Source organism: Lentzea sp. NPDC005914, from assembly GCF_040629405.1.
Taxonomy (GTDB): domain Bacteria; phylum Actinomycetota; class Actinomycetes; order Mycobacteriales; family Pseudonocardiaceae; genus Lentzea.
In genome coordinates this window covers 130,569-152,899 of record NZ_JBEXVQ010000003.1, presented here as the reverse complement: position 1 = coordinate 152,899, position 22,331 = coordinate 130,569, and the positions used below count along the sequence as shown (strand labels likewise).

General features: G+C 70.1%; 14 protein-coding genes. 4 read left to right on the top strand and 10 right to left on the bottom strand.

Annotation, left to right across the window (positions count from 1 at the left end):
- The 3 genes from ABZ345_RS05805 to ABZ345_RS05795 all read right to left on the bottom strand — a co-directional run bounded on the left by ABZ345_RS05805 (position 1) and on the right by ABZ345_RS05795 (position 10,072).
- On the bottom strand, positions 1-7,488 hold the full coding sequence (locus tag ABZ345_RS05805; RefSeq protein ID WP_359843366.1) for an amino acid adenylation domain-containing protein: 7,488 nt from the start codon (positions 7,486-7,488) through the stop codon (positions 1-3).
- 48 nt (positions 7,489-7,536) lie between these two features.
- On the bottom strand, positions 7,537-8,811 hold the full coding sequence (locus ABZ345_RS05800; RefSeq protein WP_359843364.1) for a serine hydrolase domain-containing protein: 1,275 nt from the start codon (positions 8,809-8,811) through the stop codon (positions 7,537-7,539).
- A 310-nt stretch (positions 8,812-9,121) separates the two neighbouring features.
- The gene (locus tag ABZ345_RS05795) at positions 9,122-10,072 is read right to left on the bottom strand and encodes an AraC family transcriptional regulator (protein ID WP_359843363.1); all 951 of its coding nucleotides are present in this window, start codon (positions 10,070-10,072) and stop codon (positions 9,122-9,124) included.
- Positions 10,073-10,157: 85 nt separating this feature from the next.
- Between ABZ345_RS05795 and ABZ345_RS05790 the strand changes: the two genes are divergently transcribed.
- Positions 10,158-11,000 carry a patatin-like phospholipase family protein gene (locus ABZ345_RS05790; protein WP_359843361.1) on the top strand — a complete coding sequence of 281 codons (843 nt, stop codon included), beginning with the start codon at positions 10,158-10,160 and terminating at the stop codon, positions 10,998-11,000.
- Between the two features lie 88 nt (positions 11,001-11,088).
- Here the strand turns inward: ABZ345_RS05790 and ABZ345_RS05785 are convergent, their stop codons facing one another.
- Genes ABZ345_RS05785 through ABZ345_RS05760 form a run of 6 tightly spaced genes read right to left on the bottom strand, consistent with a single transcriptional unit; the run spans position 11,089 to position 17,114 of the window.
- The gene (locus ABZ345_RS05785; protein WP_359843359.1) at positions 11,089-12,273 is read right to left on the bottom strand and encodes an alpha/beta fold hydrolase; all 1,185 of its coding nucleotides are present in this window, start codon (positions 12,271-12,273) and stop codon (positions 11,089-11,091) included.
- 37 nt (positions 12,274-12,310) lie between these two features.
- Positions 12,311-13,057 carry an SDR family oxidoreductase gene (locus ABZ345_RS05780; protein WP_359843357.1) on the bottom strand — a complete coding sequence of 249 codons (747 nt, stop codon included), beginning with the start codon at positions 13,055-13,057 and terminating at the stop codon, positions 12,311-12,313.
- Positions 13,054-14,025 (bottom strand): fumarylacetoacetate hydrolase family protein, encoded by a 972-nt coding sequence (locus ABZ345_RS05775; RefSeq protein WP_359843355.1) that lies wholly within the window; start codon positions 14,023-14,025, stop codon positions 13,054-13,056. Before ABZ345_RS05775 ends, ABZ345_RS05780 begins: the two co-directional genes overlap by 4 nt.
- Positions 14,025-14,963 (bottom strand): VOC family protein, encoded by a 939-nt coding sequence (locus ABZ345_RS05770; protein ID WP_359843354.1) that lies wholly within the window; start codon positions 14,961-14,963, stop codon positions 14,025-14,027. Before ABZ345_RS05770 ends, ABZ345_RS05775 begins: the two co-directional genes overlap by 1 nt.
- A gap of 23 nt (positions 14,964-14,986) precedes the next feature.
- Positions 14,987-16,117: an FAD-dependent monooxygenase gene (locus ABZ345_RS05765; protein WP_359843352.1), complete on the bottom strand. Its 1,131-nt coding sequence runs from the start codon at positions 16,115-16,117 to the stop codon at positions 14,987-14,989.
- 16 nt (positions 16,118-16,133) lie between these two features.
- Positions 16,134-17,114: a cyclase family protein gene (locus ABZ345_RS05760; RefSeq protein ID WP_359843350.1), complete on the bottom strand. Its 981-nt coding sequence runs from the start codon at positions 17,112-17,114 to the stop codon at positions 16,134-16,136.
- An 88-nt stretch (positions 17,115-17,202) separates the two neighbouring features.
- Here ABZ345_RS05760 and ABZ345_RS05755 point away from each other — a divergent pair, with 88 nt between their 5' ends.
- From ABZ345_RS05755 to ABZ345_RS05745, 3 genes are all read left to right on the top strand, one after another.
- Positions 17,203-18,159 carry a LysR family transcriptional regulator gene (locus ABZ345_RS05755; RefSeq protein ID WP_359843848.1) on the top strand — a complete coding sequence of 319 codons (957 nt, stop codon included), beginning with the start codon at positions 17,203-17,205 and terminating at the stop codon, positions 18,157-18,159.
- An 84-nt stretch (positions 18,160-18,243) separates the two neighbouring features.
- A complete protein-coding gene (locus ABZ345_RS05750; protein ID WP_359843348.1) occupies positions 18,244-19,470 on the top strand; it encodes an MFS transporter in 1,227 nt (408 codons plus the stop codon).
- A 136-nt stretch (positions 19,471-19,606) separates the two neighbouring features.
- Positions 19,607-21,364, top strand: coding sequence for an ABC transporter ATP-binding protein (locus ABZ345_RS05745; RefSeq protein ID WP_359843346.1), 1,758 nt, complete (start codon positions 19,607-19,609; stop codon positions 21,362-21,364).
- Positions 21,365-21,386: 22 nt separating this feature from the next.
- On the opposite strand, the gene ABZ345_RS05740 is transcribed toward ABZ345_RS05745, so the two are convergent.
- Positions 21,387-22,289: a LysR family transcriptional regulator gene (locus tag ABZ345_RS05740; RefSeq protein WP_359843344.1), complete on the bottom strand. Its 903-nt coding sequence runs from the start codon at positions 22,287-22,289 to the stop codon at positions 21,387-21,389.
- Positions 22,290-22,331 lie beyond the last annotated feature (42 nt).

The window sequence follows — 22,331 nt, the reverse complement described above, 5'->3', positions numbered from 1 at the left end:
TCAGTTCTCGGAAGCGGTGTGCTCGAGCTCGCGCAGGATCAGTTCCTCGACGAGATCGGCGAGTGCGGCGACGGTGCGGACGGACAGCACCTCGCGTGGGCTCAGCGCGACACCGAACGCGTCACGCAGCAACGACGTGACGTGCATGCCGCGGATCGAGTCGCCGCCGAGCGCGAAGAAGTCGTCCTCGGCACCGACGCGGTCGACGTCGAGCGCCTGTGCCCAGATCGCGGCGACGGCCTCCTCGGTCGGTGTGCGCGGCGCGACGTGCTCGACCGGTGTCCACTCCGGATCAGGCAGCGCGCGCCGGTCGAGCTTGCCGTTGGGGCTCAACGGGAACTCGTCCAGCCGCACGATCACCGACGGCACCATGTACTCCGGCAGCGCGGCCTCCGCGGTCTTGCGCAACGCCTCCACGTCGGGTGTCGTCACGTAGGCGACGAGCCGCTCGTCCCGCACGACGACCACGGCGTCACCCAGCACGGCCTCGATCTCGCCGAGCTCCACCCGCAACCCGCGGATCTTCACCTGGTGGTCGGTGCGGCCCAGGTACTCCACAGCGCCGTCCGCACGCCACCGCGCGAGGTCACCGGTGCGGTACATGCGGGTGCCCACCGGACCGAACGGGTCGGCGACGAACCGCGAAGCCGTGAGCCCCGGCCGGTTGAGATAGCCGCGAGCGAGCTGGGTACCGGCGAGATACAGCTCGCCCGGCACACCCGGTGGCACCGGACGCAGTTCGGGATCGAGCACGCGCAGCGCGGTGTTCCAGACAGGCTTGCCGATCGGCACGCTGTCCGTGTCACGTCCGACGGCCCAGCTCGTGACGTCGACGGACGCCTCGGTCGGCCCGTAGAGGTTGTGCAGCGGCACGTCGAGCACCTCGTACCAGGCCTGCGCCAGATCCGGTGGCAGCGCCTCACCGCTGCACAGCACGCGTCGCAGCCCGGTGCACCCGGCGGCGGCCGGCTCACGCAGGAACGCGCGCAGCATCGACGGCACGAAGTGCACGGTCGTGATCGACTCGCGTTGGATGAGGTCGGCCAGGTACGCCGGGTCGCGGTGACCCTCCGGCTTGGCGACGACCAGCGTGACACCGGCGATCAGCGGCCAGAAGAACTCCCACACCGACACGTCGAAACTGGCCGGTGTCTTCTGCAGCACCCGGTCGTCCCGCGTGAGGCCGTACTCGTGCTGTGTCCACAAGAGACGGTTGACGATGCCGCGGTGTGGCACGACAACGGCTTTGGGCTTGCCGGTCGAGCCGGACGTGTAGATCACGTACGCGGGGTGGTCCGGGGTCAGGGCGATCTCCGGCGCGGTGGCCGGGAAACCGGACGCGTCCAGCGGCGTGTCGACCACGAGCACCGGGTCGGCGTCGCCGAGCATGAACTCGATGCGGTCGGCGGGCAGGTCCGCGTCGATCGGCAGATACGCGGCACCGGCCTTGAGCACCGCCAGCAGCGTCACGACCAGGTCGATCGAGCGCGGTAGCGACACGGCGACCACGCGTTCCGGACCGGCGCCCTCGGCGATCAGCCGGTGCGCCAGCCGGTTGGCCCGCCGCTCCAGCTCCGCGCCGGTGATCGTCTCGCCCTCGAACCGCACAGCCTCCTCGGCATGCGGCGCCAGCAGCTCCAGCAGCGTGCGGTCCGGCACCTCGTGCGCGGTGTCGTTCCACTTCGCCAGCACCAGCTCGCGTTCGCCCGAGGTCAGCATCGGCAGCGCGCCGACCTGCCGATCGGCGTCGTCCGCGATTGCGCGAAGCAGGACCTGGAGGTGCTCGCCCAGTCGTTGCGCGGTGGTCTCGTCGAACGCGGCGGGGTCGTAGCCGAGCAGCACGGTGAGCTCGGTGTCCGGGTACACCGTGGCGCTCAACGGGAAGTTCGTCGTCTCCACCGCTCGGAGGTCGCGCAGCGGCAGCCCGTCGGCCGGGTAGTTCTCGAACACCAGCACGCTGTCGAACAGGTTCACCCCGCCCTCGACGCCGCTCCACGCGTGCAGGTCGGTCAGCGGCACGTGTTCGAACCGCCGTGCCTCGACCTGCGCCGCCTGAAGGCCGCGCAGCCACGCCGCGACCGGCGCTCGGTCGTCGACGGCCACGCGCACGGGCAGGGTGTTGATGAAGATCCCGGTGATGTCGTCGACGCCGGGCAGGTCGGCGGGCCTGCCGGACACGGTGGCGCCGAAGCACACGTCGTCACGGCCGCCGTAGCGGGCGAGCAGCACGGCCCACGCGCCCTGCACGACCGTGCCCGGTGTCAGCCGCTGTTCGCGCGCGAAGGTGTACAGCGTGGCGGATTCCCTGGGAGACAAGGAGATCCGCAGGCTCGCCGTGGTGCTCGAGTCGTGCCGGCCGGACGGCGCGCGGTCGAACGGTAGCGGTGTCGGTTCGGTGAAGTCGCCGAGCACCTCGCGCCAATGGCGTTCGGCCGCCTCGTCGTCCTGACGGTGCAGCCAGTCGACGTAGTCGCGGAACGGCGGCCGCTCCACGGGCTCGCCCAGCACGTCGGACAGCACCTGGAAGACGCTCCAGCCGTCGAGCAGCACGTGGTGGAACGTCCACAGCACCTGCACCTCGCCCTCGGGCAGACGCGCCAGCGTCAGCCGCATCAACGGCGCGGTCGCGAGATCCATGCCTTCGGCGCGGTCGGTTTCCAGCAATGCTTGAAGCAGTTCCGCGCGGTCACCGGTCGTCCAGTCGAGGTGCCGGATCGGCACAGGTGTGTGCGCGTGCACGACCTGCACCGGCTGCGGTACGCCTTCCCAGACCACGCTGCTGCGCAATACGGGCGTGCGGTCCACCACGCGTTGCCACGCCGCCGCGAGCTCGTCCGGGTCCGCGGTCACGACGAAGCTGGTCTGCTGCAGGTACACGCCGTCCAGCGAGTGGAACACCATGCCCGCCTGCATCGGCGTGAGCGGGTAGACGTCCTCGACGTGCGGCAGCGCGATCCGGTCGCACGCAGCCTGGTCGAGGCGCGCCAGCGGGAAGTCCGACGGCGTGCGCCCGCCCGCGTCCGGCTTCGCGCAGTGGCGGGCGATGTCACGCAACGCCACCAGCATCTCGTCCGCCAGCCGCGTGATCGTCGCCTCGTCGTGCAAGTCGGTGCTGTAGAACCAGGTGACCTTCAGCTGGTCACCCTCGATGCGGCTGACCACGTCGATGGCGTGCGGCCGCGGCGCGTCGGGATCGGCGTCGAGGTCCATGCCGCGCTGGCTGTCGTCGAACCGGCCGAGGTGGTTGAACCCGACCTCCGGCGTCACGTCCGGCAGGCCCGCGCCGGTGAGGTAGCGCAGCGCGCCATAGCCGATGCCACGCCGCGGCACGGCCCGCAGCTGCTCTTTAACCGCTTTGAGCGTCTCGCCCCACCCTGCTTCTGGCAGCTCGAGCGCGACGGGGAACATCGAGGTGAACCAGCCGACCGTGCGGGAGAGGTCGATGCCGTCGAAGAGCTCCTCGCGGCCGTGGCCCTCCAGCGCCACCAGGACCCGTGACGACCCGGTCCAGCCGTTCAGCACGCAACCGAGCGCTGCCAGCAGGACGTCGTTGACCTGCGTGCGGTACACAGGTGGCACCTCGCGCAGGATCCGCGCGGTGTCCTGTTCGGACATTCGAACCGTGACACTGCGCTGGCTCGCGGTGGTGCCGGTGTCCGAGCTGCCGCCGGTGATCTGCTCCCAGTGCGCACGCTCGTCGTCGAACCCACCCTCTCGGTCGTAGCCGACGAGCCGCTCCGCCCACTCGCGCAACGACGTCGTCTTCGGTGGCAACGCCTCGCCGCGGTAGGCGGCGCGCAGGTCCTCCGCGATGACCCGCCACGAGATGCCGTCCACGACGAGGTGGTGCGCGGACAACCGGACCTGGCGCGGCGTCACGATCTCGGCCGCCAGCTGCGAGTGCCCGGCAGGCTCGATGCATTGGCACCACTCGCCGTTCTCCAGTGAGTAGCGCATCCGCAGCGCGTCGTGGTGTTCCACCACCGCGCGGACGGCCTCGTCGAGCTGCTCGGGGTCGACGTCCTCGGCGAAGTCCAGCAGCACCGACTGGTGGAACCGGCCCGGCTGCTCGTGCTGCTCGAAGAACCACCGCTGGATCGGCGTCAGCGGCACGTCACCGGTGACTCGGCCCTGTTCGGCGGTCGAGCCGCCGGCCGAACGCACGTGCGGCGCCAGCTCGGCGATCGTCTGGTGCCGGAAGACGTCCCGTGCGCTCAGGTGCAGACCGGCCGCCCGTGCCTTGGTGACCACGCTGATCGCGAGGATCGAGTCACCGCCCAGCTCCAGGAACCCGTCCCGCACACCGACCTTGCCGACCCCGAGCACCTCAGCGAACACCGACGCGAGCACGGCCTCGACCGGCGTGCGAGGTGCCACAAACCGGGCGCGGTCGGCCCGCAGTGCCGGTGGCTCCGGCAGGTTCTCGCGGTCGATCTCGTCCAGCACGACCCACGACGACGGGATGAGGTAGTCCGGCAGCACCTGGCTCAGGAAACCCTTGAGCTCAGCGGGATTCGCCTGCGTCACGTAACCGACGAGTCGGCCGTCGCACACCACGACGTGCGCGTCGGCGACGACGCGTAGCAGGACCTGCTCGACCACCGCCGGGTCGACGCGGAATCCGCGCACGCGGGCCACGTCGTCGGCCTCACCCGCGAACTCGACCAGGTCGCGGTCCGGGTTCGCGGTGACGGCCTCGCACAACGCGACGAGGTCGTCGGCCATGCGCTCGATCGTGCTCTCGTCGAACAGGTCGGTGTTGTACTCCAGCGTCAGCGTGAGGTCGTCGCCGCGCGGCCAGAACTCGGTGACGAGGTCGAACCGGGCGGCCGGGCGCGGCAGGTCGACCTCTTCGGCTTTGAGATCGCCGAAGTCCGTGCGCGTCAACAAAGGCTGCTGCAACGCGACGACGGCCTGCACCAGTGGCGTCCGGCTCGGGTCCCGGTCCGGCCGCAGCTCCTCGACGAGCTGGTCGAACGGCACGTCGTCGTGTGCGAACGCCTCCAGCGCGGTGTCCCGCACCTGGTCGAGGTAGGTGGTGAACGACTGCTCCGGGTCGAGCCACGTCCGCAGCACCAGCGTGTTGACGAAGAAACCGGCGACACCGTCCAGCTCGGCCCGGTCGCGCCCGGAGTTCACCGTGCCGACCGCGATGTCGCGCTGGCCGCTGTACCGCGCCATGATCACCTTCACCAGCGCGGTGAGCGTCATGAACAGTGTGGCGTCGTGAGCCCGGCCGACCGTCGCGATCCGGCGCACGAGATCGGCGCCGAGCGGGCGGCGCAGCACCGCGCCCGCCGTCGAGCGCAGCGGTGGTCGCACCCGGTCGGTGCGCAGGTCGAGCGGTTCGAGCCCGTCGAGCCGGTGCCGCCAGTAGTCGACGCTCGGGGTGGGCTGGTCCTGTTGCCACAGCGCGAAGTCCGGGTACTGCAGGTGCGGCGGCGGTAAGTGCTCGCCCGCGTACAACCTGGCCAGCTCGTCGAGCAGCACGGCGACCGACCGGCCGTCCGTGATGATGTGGTGCTGGCACAGCACGAGCACCTGGTCCCGCGTCAGCAGCGCCCGCGTCAGCGGCCCGGTGCGCAGGTCGAACGGCTGCGCCAGCTCGGCGGTGAGGTCGTCGACGAACTCCAGCGTCACCGTGCCGTGCGGGCTGATCACCTGCGTGTCGCCGTGCACCGTGGTGCGCAGCGCGTCGTGCCGGGCGACCAGCGCGTCCAGCGCCTGCTGCAGCCGGGTGAGGTCGAGTGGTCCGGTGAGTCGCACGCCGACCGCGGTGTTGCTGTCCGGTCCTTCCGCGCCCTGGAGCCGTTTCTGCGTGCGGGACAGCGGTACGGGCTGTCCCTTGTGGACACGCGGGATCTGCTCTGGCGAGTCGTCCGGGAGCACCTCGGCCAGTGCCGCCACCGTGCGGTGCTCGAAGAGCGCGCGCAACGACAACCCTCCGCCCAGCAGCGCCAGTGCCTGCGTGGCGAGCACCGAGTCGCCGCCGAGCTGGAAGAAGTCGTCGTCGCCGCCGACCGCGTCGAGCCCGAGCACCTCGGCCCAGACCTTCGCGACCCGTTCCTCCGCCGGTGTCCGAGGGGCCGTGAACCCCGGTGTCTCGGCGTGGGAGGAGGGCGCGGGCAGCGCCGACCGGTCGAGCTTGCCGTTGGGGCTCAACGGCAACGCGTCCAGCACGACGAACGCCGACGGCACCATGTGCTCGGGCAGCCTGGCCGCGACCAGCGCCCGCAGCTCGGCCCGGTCGGCCTCGCCGGTGACGTACGCGACCAGCCGTTTGAGCCCCTGATCCGTGCGCGCGACCACGACCGCCTCACGCACATCGGGGTGCTCGCGCAGCACGGCCTCGATCTCGCCGGGCTCGATGCGGAACCCGCGGATCTTCACCTGGTGGTCTGCACGGCCGACGAACTCCAGCACGCCGTCGCGCCGGCGCACGACGTCACCGGTCCGGTACATCCGGCCGGTGCCGAACGGGTTGGCGACGAACCGCTGCGCCGTGAGACCCGACCGGTCCAGGTACCCGCGGGCGAGACCGACGCCCGACACGTACAGCTCGCCCTCGTCCACCGGCCGCAGCTCGTCGTCCAGCACGTGGGCGGTGGTGCCGGGAATCTGCGCGCCGATCGGCGGGCTGCCACCGGGGATGAGCGGTTCGCTCCACGTCGACACGACCGTGGACTCGGTCGGGCCGTAAGCGTTGATCATCCGGCGGCCCCGCGCCCAGCGCTCGACCAGCTCCGGTGTGCAGGCATCACCGCCGACGATCAGCGTGCGGAAGTCCGGCAGCTGGACGTCCGGCACGGTCGCCATCGCCACCGGTGGGATCAGCGCGTGGGTGATCCTGTTGTCCCGCAACACTTCCGCGAGCTGCTCGCCCAGCAGCGGTCCCTGCGGCGGCACGACGAGCGCCGCACCGGACGGCAGCGCCATGCACAGCTCCAGCACCGAGGCGTCGAAGCTGGGAGAGGAGAACTGCAGCACCCGGTCGCCCGGCCGGACCTGGAAGTGCTCGATCTCGGCGGTCGCGAAGTTCGCGAGCCCGGTGTGCGTGACGACCACGCCTTTCGGCCGTCCGGTCGAGCCGGACGTGTAGATCACGTACGCGGGGTGTGCGAGGTCCGGCACGACACCGGGATCGGTCTCGGACAGCCCGCTCGTGTCCACTTCGGACTCGAGCGTCAGCAGTGGTGCGGCGTCGCGGAGCATGAAGTCGATCCGCTCGGCGGGGTAGGCGGGATCGACCGGCAGGTACGCCGCTCCCGCCTTGAGCACGGCGAGCTGTGCCACGACGATGTCAGCCGACCTGGGCATCCGCAGTGCCACGATCCGTTCGGGACCGGCTCCCCGCTCGCGCAACCAGTGGGCAAGCCGGTTGGCACGGGCGTCGAGCTCGGCGTAGGTGATCGTGCCTGTCGGGGAGATGACCGCGGGGGACTGCGGGTCGGCCGCGACTCTGGCGCGGAACAGCGTCGTGAGCAACATGGTGGGGAAGGAGCCTTCCGGGGGATCAGTCGGAAAAGTGAGGAATGGTCAGGCGGCGCGGCGGGCGAGCCTGCCGCCGACCTGGAGCCAGCCGATGCCGCGGTCGGGGGAACCGCGCAGGAATCGTCCGGTTTGGGTGTCATCGCCGGTGTCGACGTCGCGCATTCGGAACAGAAGTCCGTCGTAGAGCGTCAGTTCGGCGAAGGGCTCGCCGTCGACGACGAGTCGTAGTGGAGCGCTTTCACCTGGCTGAACGGAATATTCCGTATCGCCGTTGTAGAAACGTCCCAGGCAGTCCGGTAGCGGCGCGGTCGCGCGTTCTCCCAGTTCACTCAACGCGTCGTAGTCACCGACGCCGAGTTCGCGCGCCAATTCACGCCACATCGCGAATCCGGTGCTGCCATTGGTGGTGAGCGCGACCACGGTGCCGTTTTCCGGGTGCACGCGCAGGTGGCAGGACGTTCCGTCGCCCGTGCCGTCGTGGCCGAACCAGCCGCCCTCGAACAACGCCACGCCGAGCCCCCAGGCGTCGGCCATCCCGAACGGCTCCGCGCCGTCGGCGGGCATCCGCATCTCGCGCAACTCGGCGTCGCCCACCAGGCACGGCCCGTCGCCGGAGAGCATCCTCCCGAGCCGCACCAGATCGATCGCGCTCGCCGCGATGGCACCCGCGGGGGCGTCCACGAGCGTGAGCGACTGGTGCACCGGCACGACCCTGTGCCGCTCGGGGTTCACCGCATGCCCCGGCACGATGTCCTGCGGCCCGTCCGGCGCCACCACGAAGTGCGCCGCCACACCGAGCGGCCGCAACAGCACCGACGACATGGCCTCCCACCAGCTCATACCCGTGACGACCTCGATGAGGTGTCCTGCGGCGCTGTAGCCGATGTTCGAGTACGAGAACCCGTCACCCGGCTCGTGCAGAGGGTCGGCGCGGCGCAAGCACTCGGCCACGTGCTTGCTCAGCGTCGACGCGGTCACCTCGTCGGAGTCGGACGGCAGACCGCCCGTGTGGCTCAACAGATGCCGTGCGGTGAGCCGGTCGCTCAGGCTCGCCGCAGCGGGCACGTACTCGGCGAGCGGCTCGTCGAGATCGAGGTCCCCGTCCGACACGAGGATCATCGCGAGCGCCGCGGTGAAGGTCTTGCTCACCGAGCCCACCGGCACCCGTGCGGCCCGAGACATGGGCGGCCCGTCGGCGAGCTGGACGCCGAACTCGACCGCGCGCGTGATGCCGTCGCGGTGAACGGCGAGTTGTGAACCTGGAATCAGATGGCGTCTGGAGAGACTTTCCAACAATGGTTGGAGTTCACCGTCGTACATATCTCCTCGCAGTCCAAGTAGACCCCCAATATCGGCCTTCGTATCAACTTTCGTAGCGGGACACCAAGATCAGTCGGTTAGCCCGTTCAGCGGCTCGTACGCTGCCAAACCGTCAACACCGAGTGGGACCGCCAAATGGAGCACAGGCGTGGAATGACCCCCGATAGGAGGCCTTCTTAACACGATCAGTCACGCTCGGTTGTTGACCGATCCAGCGCAATCACTCGAACGGGTGCGTTTGGACTGAAACGTCTCGAAAATTTGCCTCGAATGGAGATGGATTTTTGGAAAATGTTTCGATTGCGGATCGTCACGGCCGATCACAGCGCGTGCGAATGTCGATATTCCGGAGGTTTGAGAGAGCGGACTCCTGGATTCCCGGTGCTCTCATCGCCGCGCGAAAACCTGTCGGGGTGAGGCCTGTGTGGCGGCGGAAGAACTTCGTGAACACCGTGGCCTCGGGGAAACCGAGCCGCTGCCCGATCGTGCCCGCGGGCAGGTCCGTGTGCACGAGCAGGCGTTTGGCCTCCAGCAGGACGCGGTTGTCGAGGTAGCCCTTGGCCCCGACGCCCACTCCCGCCTGGCAGGCCCTGGTGAGGGTGCGCACGCTGTACCCGAGCCGGGCGGCGTAGTCCTCCACGCGGTGGCTGCGGGTGAAATCCTGTTCGACGGCGGACTGGAAGCGGAGGAAGGCCTCTCCTCCCGCGGCCTGGTCCGCGTCTGCGCCGTGCACAGCAGCCAAGCGCAACACGAGCGCGGCGAGCAGGTGCCGCAGCACCTGGGTGTGGCGTTCGGCCTGCAGTCCGTCCCAGAGCGCGTACTCGTGTTCCAGCAGGTCGAGCAGCGGTCGCAGGCTGTCCTGCCTCGCGTCCGCCGGTGCCGAGGCGGGCCGCCACGTGCCTCGGTCCACGCCCGCCTGCTCAGCCGTGGCTTGGTCGAGGAATCCGGGCAGGAACAGCACGGCTCGTCCCTCGGCCGCGTCCAGTGACGAGTCGTAGCGCTGGACCTGTCCCGGCCGCACCCAGAGCCAGTCGCCGGGACGCAGCACGTGATCGGCGAAGTCCAGCGAGCACCGCACCGTTCCGGACAGCACCGCGATCAGCACGTGGAAGTCGGGTCGCCTGAGCGCGTACGGGTCGACGCCGTGTGAGCGCGCCCTGGCCAGAAGCTGCGGGAAGTCGAGCACCTCCATCCCCGGCGGCACACCGACGCCGGCGCGGTAGGGCAGCGTGAAGATCGAATCGTGTCCGATTTTGCCCATCACCCGTCTCCAAAATGCCATTTGGACAGCGATGAACGACCCTAGCCTCGACTTCGGCAGACCGAAAAAGTCGAGGAGCGAGCACATGGACCGGGACATCTCTCGCAACGACCCAGCCTCGCGTCGCGCGGTGGTGCTGGGAGGCGGCGGGCCGGTCGGCGCGTCGTGGGCGGCGGCGCTGGTGAACGGTCTCGTGTCGGCCGGAGTTGCGCTTCCCGAAGCCGATGTGGTGCTGGGTACCTCTGCCGGTGCCGTCGTCGGTTCTTGGCTGACGATGCACCCCGAAGGTCTCTCCACGATTCCGGAACGGATGCGTGAGCGGGCGGCCTGGCACGCTCAGGCCGGAGGAGCGGGCAAAGCCCCGTTGCGACGCACGGCCACAGCGCGCCCGGACGACCCGCGCGCCATCGGGCAGGCCGCGCTCGCCGCGATGCCGCCCATCTCCGCCGAGCAGGCGGAGGGGTTGTGGAAGGCCGCCCTGCCGCAGGGACGGTGGCCCGACCGGCTCGGCGTCTTCGCCGTCGACACGAGCACGGGGACCGCGCGCCAATGGGGTGCGCGAGACGGCATCCCGCTGCCTGTCGCGGTGGCTTGTTCCACCGCCGCTCCCGGCGTCGCGCCCCCGGTGACGGTCGGCGATTCCGTCTGGGTGGACGGCGGTGTCCGTTCCGGCACCAATGCCGACCTGCTCGTGGGCGACGGTCCGGGCCGAGTGCTGATCGTGGCGCCCATGTCGTCGCCCAGCATCGCCCGCGAGGAGGCGATCCTCACCGAGCGCGGCCACAGCGTTCGCGTGATCATCTCCGACCCGTTCATCACCAGGCCGGCCGACCTCATCGACGCGAACTTCATCGAAGCCGCGATCGCGGTAGGCGCGAGGCAGGCGGAGGACCTCGCCGCGGACCTGGTGGAGTGGTGGCGAGCGTGATGTTTCCACTGTGGACAGAGCCGTCTGCATGCCACTTGCGTTCGTGGCGCACTTGAACGACGAGCTCAGCAGGCACCCAGGGCGCGGCTCACGGTCGTCGTGAGAGGCGATCAGCCGCCAACTCGGCGAAGGTGTCGGCGACCCAGTCGGCGATGAACGTGCTCGCGTGCGGCAGGTGGTCCAGCCCGATGTGCTCGGTCGCGCCTTCCTCCGGCGTGAACACCCGCAACTCGCGCTTGGGGGAGTTGACGGCCTGGTCGTAGGAGCGGTGCGCGTGCTCGAGAGGGATCTGCCGGTCGTTGGCGCCGTGGGCGACGAGGAACGGAACGGTGATCTCGGCGACGACGCCGTCGAGGTGCACGTCGTCGGCGAAGGCGATGAACCGGTCCAGGTCGGTGTGCCCCCACACCCACAGCACGTGCTCCCAGTAGTGGGGGACGGGGCGCTCACCCTCGCGCTCCAGGCGGCGTCGTTGCACGGCGCCCCAGTTGTGGTTGGCGCCCCAGGCGACGACCAGGGCGAAGCGCTTCTCGAACGCGGCGGCGCGCGGGGCGTAGTAGCCGCCGAGCGACCAGCCGACGATGCCGATGCGCGACGGGTCGACGTCCTCACGCGTCTGCAGGTGGTCGACTGCGGCGCCGGCCCACGCCTCGGCGTCGATGCGGGCGGGAATGTTCTGCAGGCGCAGGGTTTCCCCGGTGCCTGGTTGGTCGAGCATGAGGCACGAGATGCCGCGGGCGGCGAGTTCCGCCCAGTGGCGGGAGGTGTACTGGTGCTCCTTGCTCGAGTCCAGCCCGTTGACGAGGACGACGACCGGGGCCGGACCGGTGTCGGCGGCCGGAGCCTGACTGAAGTAGGCGGGCAGTGTCGTGCCCTCGTAAGGGATCTCCACCCGGCTCACCCGAGGACTGTGCAGGTCGAACGCCTTCTGCGTCAGGTGCAGCAGCCGCTGGTAGGCAGGGATCCGGTTCGGATCGGAATGGGCCAGCATCCGCTCGGCCTGGGAGAGGTAGTTGGTGGCGCGGAAGTACAACTGCCCGGCCGTGCGGGTGTGGCCGGCTTTCTCCGCCGCCTCGGCCTGCCCGACGAGCTGGTCGGTCAGCGCCGTCCAGGCCCGCAGGAACTCGGGCGTTCCGGCGTCCTCGCCGTTCGCGGCGGCGTCCCGGATCGGCCGGCAGGCGCGGTCGACCTCGTCGATGAGGCCGCCGGAGTTCAGCGTGGCGACCACGGCCAGGTTGTAGGTGTACGGGCCGTCGGAGAAGTACTCGAACACAGCCTGTCGTTCCTTTCAGTTGACGGATGATCCGACGCTACGACCGCGGGCCGACGACAGCGTCGCGAATGGACTTGACGCCACCGTGCGCAGTGAGGCCGCCGTCGACGGTGATCTCCGCACCGGTGATGAACGAGGCTTCGTCGCTGATCAGGAAGACGACCAGCGGCGCGACCTCGTCGACGGTTCCGGTGCGTCCCAGCGGCGTCTCCGCGATGTTGGCGGTGCGAAACGCCGGGGAGGCCGACGCGGTCATCGGTGTCTCGACGTAGCCGGGGTGGATCGTGTTGACCCGGATCCCGCTCGGGCCGAGCTCGAGACAGGCGGTCTTGGCCAGGCCGCGCAGCGCCCACTTCGAGGTCGTGTACGCCACGGGGAAGTGCCCGGTGAGCGCGGCCGCCGAGCCGACGACGACCACCGAGCCCCCGCCCGCCATCAGCGGCGTGAGGGCCTGGATGCCCAGCAGCGTGCCGGTCACGTTGACCTCGCAGACCCTGGCGAGGTCGGCCGGGGCGAGGTCGGCCAGCCGGGCCCGCCACGTGACGCCGGCGTTGGCGACCAGCCCGTCGACTCGGCCGTACCGGTTCGCCAGGTCGTCGGCCAGGGCGGCCCATCCGGTCGCGTCCGCCACGTCGAACTGCCGGCAGTCGAGGTCGTTCCCGGGCTCGAGGTCGCAGCCGATGACGGTGGCGCCCTCGGCGGCGAGCAACCGTGCCGCCGCGGCGCCCTGCCCTTGTCCGGCACCGGTCACGACCACGACCTTGCCGGCGACGCGGCCTGTCACGTGGAGCGCTTTCGCCGGCGCGACCGGGGGCGCGCAGGTTGCACCGGGGGAAGATCGGCCCCGGCCACGACGCGGTTCCGGATCGTGCCGAGCCCTTCCACGGTCATCTCGACGACGTCGCCGGGGCGCAGCGGTGGCGGATCGAGCCGGCCGCGCCGGCCCCAGAGCTCGGCCAGACAGCCACCGTTGCCGCAGGTGCCCGAGCCGAGGACGTCACCGCTGCGCACCCAGGTGCCCCGGGAGGCGTAGGCCACCAACTCCTCGAACGGCCAGCCCATGTTGGACAGCAGGTCCTGGCCGACCTCGGTGCCGTTGACCGACACCCGCATGTCCAGCGCCAGAAACCCCTCGTCGTCGCGGTAGGGCTCCAGTTCGTCGGCGGTGACCAGCCAGGGGCCGAGCGTGGTGGCCGAGTCCTTGCCCTTGGCCGGCCCGAGATTGACCTTCATCTCCCGGCTCTGCAGGTCGCGGGCCGACCAGTCGTTGAGGACGGTGTAGCCGAAGATCGCCTGGCCGGCCTGCTCGGGCGTGAGCGAGGTGCCGTCCCGGCCGACCACCGCGGCGACCTCGAGCTCGAAGTCGAACCGCTCGCACCCCGGCGGCACCGGCACGTCGTCGTAGGGGCCGACTGTCGCGTACGGGTTGGTGAAGTAGAACGTCGGTGCCTGGTACCACTCGGGCGGCACCCCGCCCACGCCGTCGACGCTTCTGCGCACGCCCTCGACGTGTTCCTCGAAGGTCACGTAGTCCCGGACGGTCGGTGGCGTCAGCGGCGGCAGCAGCCGGATCCCGCCGTCGAGCGGTGTGGCCGGCTCCCCGAGGGCGGCGGTGCCGGCGTCGCGCGCGGCCGGCAGCCCGGCGCGCACCAGATCGAGCACGGTGGTGCCCTCGGGGAGGGGGTGCAGTCCGGCGTCGGAGACGACCGCGGCGCGCACCTGCTCGCCGGCGGCGAAGGTCGCGAACCGCATCAGACCGGCGGGGCCACGAACAGGCCCTTGTCCACGTCGTTGAACGACTGCTTGGCGACGAACTCGTTCATCGCGTTCGCCGTTCCCCACTGGTCGGCCACCTCTGGCTGGCTGATGTCGTAGAGGTGCGGGTGCCAGGTGTCCTCGTCGACGTGCTCCAGCTCGGTGGTGTACTCCATGGTGTTGCCGCTGGGGTCGAGGAAGTAGCTGAAGGTGTTGTTGCCGGCGAGGTGCCGGCCGGGACCCCAGATCTTCTCCCCACCGGCGCGCAGCACCCGGCCGGTGCCGCGCATGTACTCGTCCAGACCGCGCATCTCGAACGAGGCGTGGTGGAGTGAGGGATGGGGGCCGCGTGCGATCGCCATGCTGTGGTGCCAGCTGTTGACGCGCATGAACCACATCATGTCGCCCATGCGCGGATGCGTCAGCGTGTCGGACAGGGCGAACGACAGGTGCTTCTCGTAGAAGGCGCGAGTGCCCAAGGGGTCGGCGGAGTTGATGACCACATGCGACAGTCGCACCGGGATCGACTCGCCGAGCTCGATCGCACGGTGCCGGCGGACCGCGACGTCGGCGGAGATCTCGACGGTGCGCCCTTCGTTGTCGAAGAAGCGGAAGCCGTAGCCCGCGCCGGGGGTCTGCAGTGAGCCGGGCTCGGTGATCAGGCGAACGCCGTCGCGGGCCAGCCGGGTGGCGAGCGTGTCGACGTCGGCGGTCGTCGCCGCGCCGAAGGAGATCAGGTCGAGGCGCTTCTCGGTGGCCTCGCGGAGCCGGACGACGTACTGCTCGGGGGAGCCCTCGGCGGCCAGGAAGGTCAGCCCGGTGTCGCCGGCCTCGGCCTTGAGGCCCCAGGTGGAGGTGAAGAAGTCGAGTTGCCTGGCGTAGTCGGGCACGGCGAGGTCGACGTGTCGCAGGTGGGTGATCAGGCGCTGGGTCATGGAAACGGGCTCCCCGAGTGCGTTCAGGCGGGTTGGCTGACGAGGACGGCGATGTCGCGCATCAGGCTGGGCAGGTCGCCCTGCTCGTGGTCGAGCAGCCACCGGGCAATCTGGTTGGAGGCGTTGACGACGGCTCGCACGCGGTCGTACCGGCGGGCGTGGAACGCGGCCCACAGCCGCGGACCGAGGACGTCGAGTGTGAGCAGGAGATCGGCGAGAACCGCGGCGTCCTCGAGTGCCTGCGCGCCGCCCTGGGCGATGGTGGGCGGGCAGGTGTGCGCGGCGTCGCCGATCAGCACCACGCGACCCCGGTGCCACGGAGGATCGAGCAGGTGGGTCTCGAACCAGGTGTAGTTGACGCGCGAGGAGTCGGTGAGCGAGGCCCGGATGTCGTCCCACGGCCCGTGGTAGGCCCGGGACAGCTCGATCATGGTGTCGAGCCGCTGCTGCGGGGTCAGGGCGGACCGGTCCTGTGCGGGCTCGACGATGTAGGCGTAGAGCGAGTCCTCGCCGGTGGGGCAGTAACCGGCGATGTAGGACGGGCCGCCGTAGTAGAGGTCGGTGCGGGTGACGCCGGCCGGCCGGGGACCGAAGGCGCGCCAGATGCCCATGCCGACGCGTTTGGTCTCGAGATCGGCGCCGATCAGCTGCCGGGTCTGCGAGCGGATGCCGTCGGCGCCGATCACCAGGTCGTACCGGCCGGTCGAACCGTCGGCGAAAGCGACGTCGACGCCGGCGTCGTCCTGCCGCAGCTCGGTGAACGTGGCGCCGAACCGCGTCTTGACACCGACGAGCGTGGCGCGGTCGTGCAGGATGCGGGCCAACTCCGGCCGGCTCATGCCCATCACGGCGGGATAGTCCGGGCCACCGGTCCTGGCGTCGGGCACCTCGAACAGCACCCTGCCCTGGGGATCCGGCGCGCGGATGCCGGTGACGTCGAACGGGAACCCGCGTTCGCGCGCGGCCTCCCAGACACCCAGCCGGTCGAGTTCGCGCAATGCGTTGCCCTGCAAGGTGATCCCGGAGCCCAGCGCCGTCACCTCGGGCTTGACCTCCACCAGATCGACGGCGACACCACCCCGCGCCAGGTGGATGGCCGCGGCCGTGCCGGCCAGGCCGGCGCCGACCACGAGAACGTTGTTCACGGCAGGCATGTCGGGAACTCCTCGGTCATTTCACGGCGATGGGGTTGACGGGGGCGCCGACGGCCCCGGTCACCGGGAGCGGGGCCGCGGTGAGCAGGAACTCCCACACGCCGTCGGCCGCGCAGTCGGCGGCGAGCGCGTCCAGGTCCCACATCTCGCCGAGGAACAGCCCGATGTGCGGGATGCACACCTGGTGCAGCGGCTGGAACGCGTTGTCGAACTCGTTGGGGCGTACCTCGAAACCCCAGGTGTCGGTGGCGATTGCGGCGATCTCGCGGTCGTGCAGCCACTCGGCGGTGGTGAACGACAGGCCGGGGGAGTCCCCGCCGGCGTAGTCGCCCCACCCTTCCCGGCGGGCCCTGGCCAGCCGGCCCGTGCGCACCAGCACGAGATCGCCTCGGCCGACCTGGGCGGTCTGTCCCTGGGCGGCGATGGTGGCGTCGAGGTGTGCGGTGGTGATGGCGAAGCCGTCGGGTAGTTCGCCGTCGTGGCCGATCGCCCGGCCGACGTCGAGCAGCACGCCGCGGCCCACGATCGGCGACGCCGCGGTCTCGATACCGGTCACCTGGTCGCCCTCACTGGTGACCACGTCTCCGGCGCGCCGGCCGTTCCAGGCCGTGCCGTGGTCGAAGATGTGGCCGAGACCGTCCCACTGGGTCGAGGCCTGCAACGGCATGAACACGACGTCGTCGGCGCCGCCGATCCCGTGCGGAAATCCCTGCGTGCCGCGCTCGGCGTCGACGCCGGTGTCGAGCATGGTGTGCACCGGGTTGGTGCGCCGGCGCCAGCCCATCTGGGGGCCGTTGGCGTCGAACGACTGAGCCAGGCTGAAGCTCACGCCGCGGCGCACGCAGGCGGCGCCGGCGAGCCGCTTGACCTCGTCCAGGAAGTTGAGCGTGCCGAGCACGTCGTCCGCGCCCCAGCGTCCCCAGTTCGAGCAGCGCTTCGCCGCCGCGGCGATGGCTGCCTCGGGGTCGGCGGGGTCTGGCCGCGGGGTTTCCGTCATGTTTCCCACCGTCGACAATCCGGAGACTTCCGGGAAGACGAGATGTGTGATGGCGGCTATCAGCGGCACTGATACTGGGCACGTGAACATGGCCAGCCTCGACCTCAATCTCATGGTGTCGCTCGACGCGTTGCTCGAGGAGCGCAGCGTCACCAGGGCCGCCGCCCGCATGGGCCTGTCCCAGCCGGCGCTGTCGGCGTCGCTGGCTCGGTTGCGCCGCCACTTCGACGACGAACTCCTCACCCGCGTCGGCAACGACTACCGGCTCACCCCGTTGGCGGTGCAGCTCAGAGAGCTGGTGCGCATCGCGATGACCGGCGCGGAGCGGGTCTTCACCGCCCAGCCGCTGTTCGATCCCCAGTCGTCGACGCGCGAGTTCGTCCTGCTGGTCAGCGACTACGCGACCGTCACCCTCGGCGACACGGTCGCGGGTCTGCTCACGGCCGAGGCGCCGCACACCCGGTTGCGGATGTCCGCTCACACACCCGCGGTCATCGAGCGTGCCGAGCAGGCGCTGCTGAGTGCCGATCTGCTGCTGATGCCACACGGGTTCGTCACGGACCTGCCGCACCGCGACCTCTACCGCGACGAGTGGGTCGCCGTCGTCGCGTCGGACAACCCGATCGCCGAGCGCGGCCTCACCGTCGCCGACCTGCACCGCCTGCCGTGGGTCGTCACCTATCACGGGCAGACGGCCTCGACGCCGGCCGTGCGCCAGATGCGCATGCTCGGCATCGAGCCGCGCATCCAGGTCGTCGTCGAGAACTTCCTGGCCGTGCCCGCACTCGTCGCCGGCAGCGACCGGATCGCGCTGCTCCAGCGCCGTCTCGTCGACCTGCTGCCGCTCAACGTCGGTGTACGCGCGCTCCCACTGCCGTTCGACGTAGCCCCGTTGATCGAGGCGATGTGGTGGCACCCCGCCTACGACCACGATCCCGAGCACCTCTACCTGCGCGACGTCCTGGCCCGGGCAGCGCGACAGGCGGTCGGCGACCCGGCGGCAGAGGACATCAGCCCGGTTGATAGGGGACCTCAGAACAAGTGATTTCCGCTCGACCCGTTCGCTGCCGAGACTCTCCGCAGTGCTGCAGGTCGTAGGCGATCGGCAGCCCGACCGCCGGAGGGCACAGTGTCGGAATCCCTCGCCAGTTCCAGACCCGTCCAGCGGCTCGCGCAGACCCGCGGTCCCGGCACGGCACAGCTGCTCGTGCTGCTGGCAGCCAGCTGCCTGTCGGTGCTCGGCGCCGTGCTCATCGCCCCGGTGCTGCCGCAGATGCAGGCGGCCTTCGCCACCGTGCCCGGCGCCGACGTCCTCGTGCCCGTGGTGCTGACCGTTCCGGCGCTGATGATCGGCCTGGCCGCGCCGTTCGCCGGTCTGATCGTCGACCGGGTGGACCGCAAACGGCTGCTGCTGATCGCGTTGGCGGTGTACGCGGTCGTCGGCACCGCCCCGCTGTATCTGGCGTCGCTGCAAGCGATTCTGATCAGCCGCGTCCTGGTCGGCGTGTGCGAGGCAGCGATCATGACCTGCGCCACCACGTTGATCGGTGACTACTGGTCCGGTGCCCGGCGCAGTCGTTACCTCGGCTTGCAGACCCTGGTCGCTTCGCTGTCCGCGACGGTGTTCCTGGGTCTCGGCGGCGTCCTGGGCACGCTCGGCTGGCGGACGCCGTTCTGGGTGTACGCCGTCGCCGTCGTGCTGGTGCCGCTCACCGCGGTGCTCATCCGGCAGCCCGCGGAACACGGCCGACGGCCGGCCTCGCGCCGCCTGCAGCCGCTGCCGTGGCGCTCCCTGCTGACCCCGTGTGCGGTCAGCTTCGTCGGCGGCATCGTCTTCTACACCTTGATCGTCGAACTGTCCTTTGTGCTCACCGGCGTCGGCCTCACCTCTTCGGCGGCGATCGGCGGTATCAGCGCGCTGATGTCGGTGGCCACGGCCGCCGGGTGCGTCGTGTTCGCCCGGCTGACGCATCGGACGCCTCGCGCGCTGCTGCCCGTGGAATTCCTGTTGTCCGCCATCGGCTTCGGCCTCGTGTTCGCCACCACCTCGGTACCCGTGATCTCCCTCGGCGCGGTCTTCGCCGGCTTCGGCACCGGCATGCTCCTGCCCACGCTGCTGACGTGGGCGGTCAATCGCCTGGACTTCGAGCAGCGCGGTCGCGGCACCGGCCTGTGGACGGGCACGCTGTTCGTCGGCGAGTTCGTCTGCCCCGTGCTCATCGCGGCGATCGGCACCGGCGTCGGCGGCCTCCGTCCCGCCATCGGTGTGCTCGGCGTGCTCGCCGCCGTCATGGCGGTGGTCTGCGTGCTGGTCACTCGCCGCACCAACGTTCCGCTCGACATCACCAACGACTGACGTCGACAGTCCGATCACTGGCACGCGATATTCGATCGCCGCCACCCGGCCCTCTGCGGCAACATGAGGAGGCCGAGGTGTCCGGAGGGGGCGGATGGTCTTGCCAGGATCGGAAAGGCCTGTCCGCAGGAACGCGGTGCCGCTTGCCCTGCGCCTGTACGGAAAAGAACTGCGGCGCCACGGATTCCACTCCGCGGGCGCACTCGGGTTGCCCGCGCTGGGCGTCACGTGTCAGCTCTATCTCGCGCCGTTGGCGGTGGGCGGGCTCGTGGGAAAGCTCGCGGGTGGTGGCGACACGAGCCTCGGCACCGTCCTGCCGTACGTGCTGGCCTTCGGCGGTTTCATGCTGCTCTCGGAACTGTTGTGGCGCATCGGCCTGCACTGCCTCAACCGCGTGGACGGCCGCGGGATCGAGAACCTGTCCGCCCTCGCGATGGACGAGCTGCTGAAGAAGGACGCGGCGTTCTTCCACGACAACTTCGCCGGGTCGCTCACCAAGCGGGTGCTGAGCTTCGCGTTTCGCTTCGAGGACTTCGTGGACACGCTGACGTTCAAGATCTTCGCCAACCTCATCCCGCTGGGTTTCGCGTGCGTCGTGCTGTGGAGCTACAACCCGATGCTCGTCGTGGTGCTGGTCGGCCTGATCCTGGTCACGGGATGTGTGGTCGCTCCGCTCATCCGCCACCGCCAGCGGCTGGTCGACGAGCGCGAGGCCGCCATCGCCCACGTGGCCGGCCACGTCTCGGACACACTCACGAACATGGACACGGTGCGGGCGTTCGCCGCCGAGCGGCGTGAGGGCGCGGAGCACCGGTCCCGTGCCGCCAAGCAGCGAACGCTGGCACTGCGGTCGTGGGACTACAACAACCTGCGCATCGACACCGTGATCGCGCCGCTGTCCGTGCTCACCAACGTGCTCGGCCTCGTGGTCGCGATCGGGGTCAGCGGTGGGCTCGCCGTGGAGGCGATCGTGGTGACGTTCACCTACTTCGCGAACGCGACGCGGATCATGTTCGAGTTCAACCAGATCTACCGGCAGGTGGAGAGCGCGCTCACCGAGGCGGCTCAGTTCACCGAACTGCTGCTCGACCCGCCGACCGTGCTCGACCTGAAACTCCCGGAACCGTTGCGGGTGAAGGATTCCCGGGTCCAGTTCGAGAACGTCGTGTTCACGCACGGCGGCGGCGAGCCGTTGTTCGACGGGCTCGACCTGGACATCCCGGCGGGTACGCGGCTGGGGCTCGTCGGCCGTTCTGGTGGCGGCAAGACCACGCTCACCCGGCTGCTCCTGCGGCTGATGGACGTCGACCGGGGCCGCGTCCTCATCGGCGGACAGGACATCGCGCGCCTGAGTCAGGCCGACCTGCGCGGCCTGATCGCGTACGTGCCCCAGGACCCGGCCATGTTCCACCGGACGCTGCGCGAGAACATCGCGTTCGCACGGCCAGGCGCGACCGATGCCGAGATCCACCGCGCCGCGCAGGCCGCGCACGTCACGGAGTTCGTGGACGCGCTGCCCGACGGCTTCGACACGATGGTCGGCGAACGCGGCATCAAACTGTCCGGTGGACAGCGGCAGCGGGTCGCGCTGGCCCGCGCCATCCTGCGTGACGCGCCGATCCTGCTGCTGGACGAGGCGACCAGCGCGCTGGACTCGGAGAGCGAGATGCTGGTCCAGGAGGCGCTGTGGAGGCTCATGGAGGGCCGCACCGCGATCGTCGTGGCACACCGGCTGAGCACGGTCGTGCGGATGGATCGGCTGATCGTGCTCGACCGGGGCCGGATCGTCGAACAGGGCACCCACGCGGAACTGCTCGACATCGAGGGGACGTACGCGAAGCTGTGGCGCCACCAGTCGGGCGGCTTCCTCGACGAGACGGTCGGTACTCGGTGAGCACTCCTCGAGTTCGCCGCCGTCACGCCTGCTGTCGTGGCAGAAGCTCCATCAATATCTGCTGAAGCTCGACGACAGCGGGTGGGACGGCGCTGCCACCGTGTACAAAGGACGTTCGTCGCAGTCCGAGCTCCTGGACGGTCGGGCGCGGTTCTACGGCAAAGCGGGTGTCGACGGCCGAGAGGGTGGTGAGGGTGCAGCCCAGTCCTTCGGCGACCAGGCCGTGGATCATGTTCAGGTCGTCGGTGCGCATCAGGACTTTCGGCTGGAACCCGAGCAGATGACACGCACGGCGCAGCACCCGGTCGGAGGCTTCGTTCTCGTCCCGGCTGCAGACCCAGTCGGCGTCGGCGAGCTCGGCCAGGTCTATCTCGGGGAGATCCGCGCAGGGGCCGTCGCGGGCGACGAGCACCCGGTAGTCCTCTTCGAGCAGCACCGTGAGCTCGAGGTCGGGGGAGGTGAAGGCGGGATCGTCGGCGGAGTCGTAGATCAGGCCCGCGTGCAGGTCTCCCGCGTGCAGGAGCTCGACGACGTCGGTGGGTTCGGCTTCGACGACTTCGACCTTCACCTGCATCCGTGCACCCAACTGCCGGATGGCGCGGGGCAGCAGTTGCGACCCGATCGACGCGAACGTGCCGACCCGGATGGTGGCCAGCCCGAGATCGCGCTGTGTCGTCACGAGGCGTTCGGCCTGGTCGAGCCGGATCAGGATCTGTTCGGCCTCGGCGACGAAGACCGTGCCCAGCGCCGTGAGCCGTGCGCCGCTGCGGTCGCGCTCGACGAGCTGAACCTTGAAGTGCCGTTCGAGCGCCGCGAGGTGGTGGGTGATGGTCGGAACCCCGTACCCCAGCGCCCGCGCGGCCGCGGTGAGCGATCCGTGGTCCCGGACGGCGACGAGGACTCGGAGCTGCTGAGGCTGAATCACCTCATAGATTCTATGAGGCCCTCCCCGATTTCGTGCTATATC

Coding starts and splice junctions, on each gene's coding strand:
- ABZ345_RS05805 (WP_359843366.1), bottom strand. CDS start 7,488: ATGTTGCTCACGACGCTGTTCCGCGCCAGAGTCGCGGCCGACCCGCAG.
- ABZ345_RS05800 (WP_359843364.1), bottom strand. CDS start 8,811: ATGTACGACGGTGAACTCCAACCATTGTTGGAAAGTCTCTCCAGACGC.
- ABZ345_RS05795 (WP_359843363.1), bottom strand. CDS start 10,072: ATGGGCAAAATCGGACACGATTCGATCTTCACGCTGCCCTACCGCGCC.
- ABZ345_RS05790 (WP_359843361.1), top strand. CDS start 10,158: ATGGACCGGGACATCTCTCGCAACGACCCAGCCTCGCGTCGCGCGGTG.
- ABZ345_RS05775 (WP_359843355.1), bottom strand. CDS start 14,025: ATGCGGTTCGCGACCTTCGCCGCCGGCGAGCAGGTGCGCGCCGCGGTC.
- ABZ345_RS05770 (WP_359843354.1), bottom strand. CDS start 14,963: ATGACCCAGCGCCTGATCACCCACCTGCGACACGTCGACCTCGCCGTG.
- ABZ345_RS05765 (WP_359843352.1), bottom strand. CDS start 16,117: ATGCCTGCCGTGAACAACGTTCTCGTGGTCGGCGCCGGCCTGGCCGGC.
- ABZ345_RS05760 (WP_359843350.1), bottom strand. CDS start 17,114: ATGACGGAAACCCCGCGGCCAGACCCCGCCGACCCCGAGGCAGCCATC.
- ABZ345_RS05755 (WP_359843848.1), top strand. CDS start 17,203: ATGGCCAGCCTCGACCTCAATCTCATGGTGTCGCTCGACGCGTTGCTC.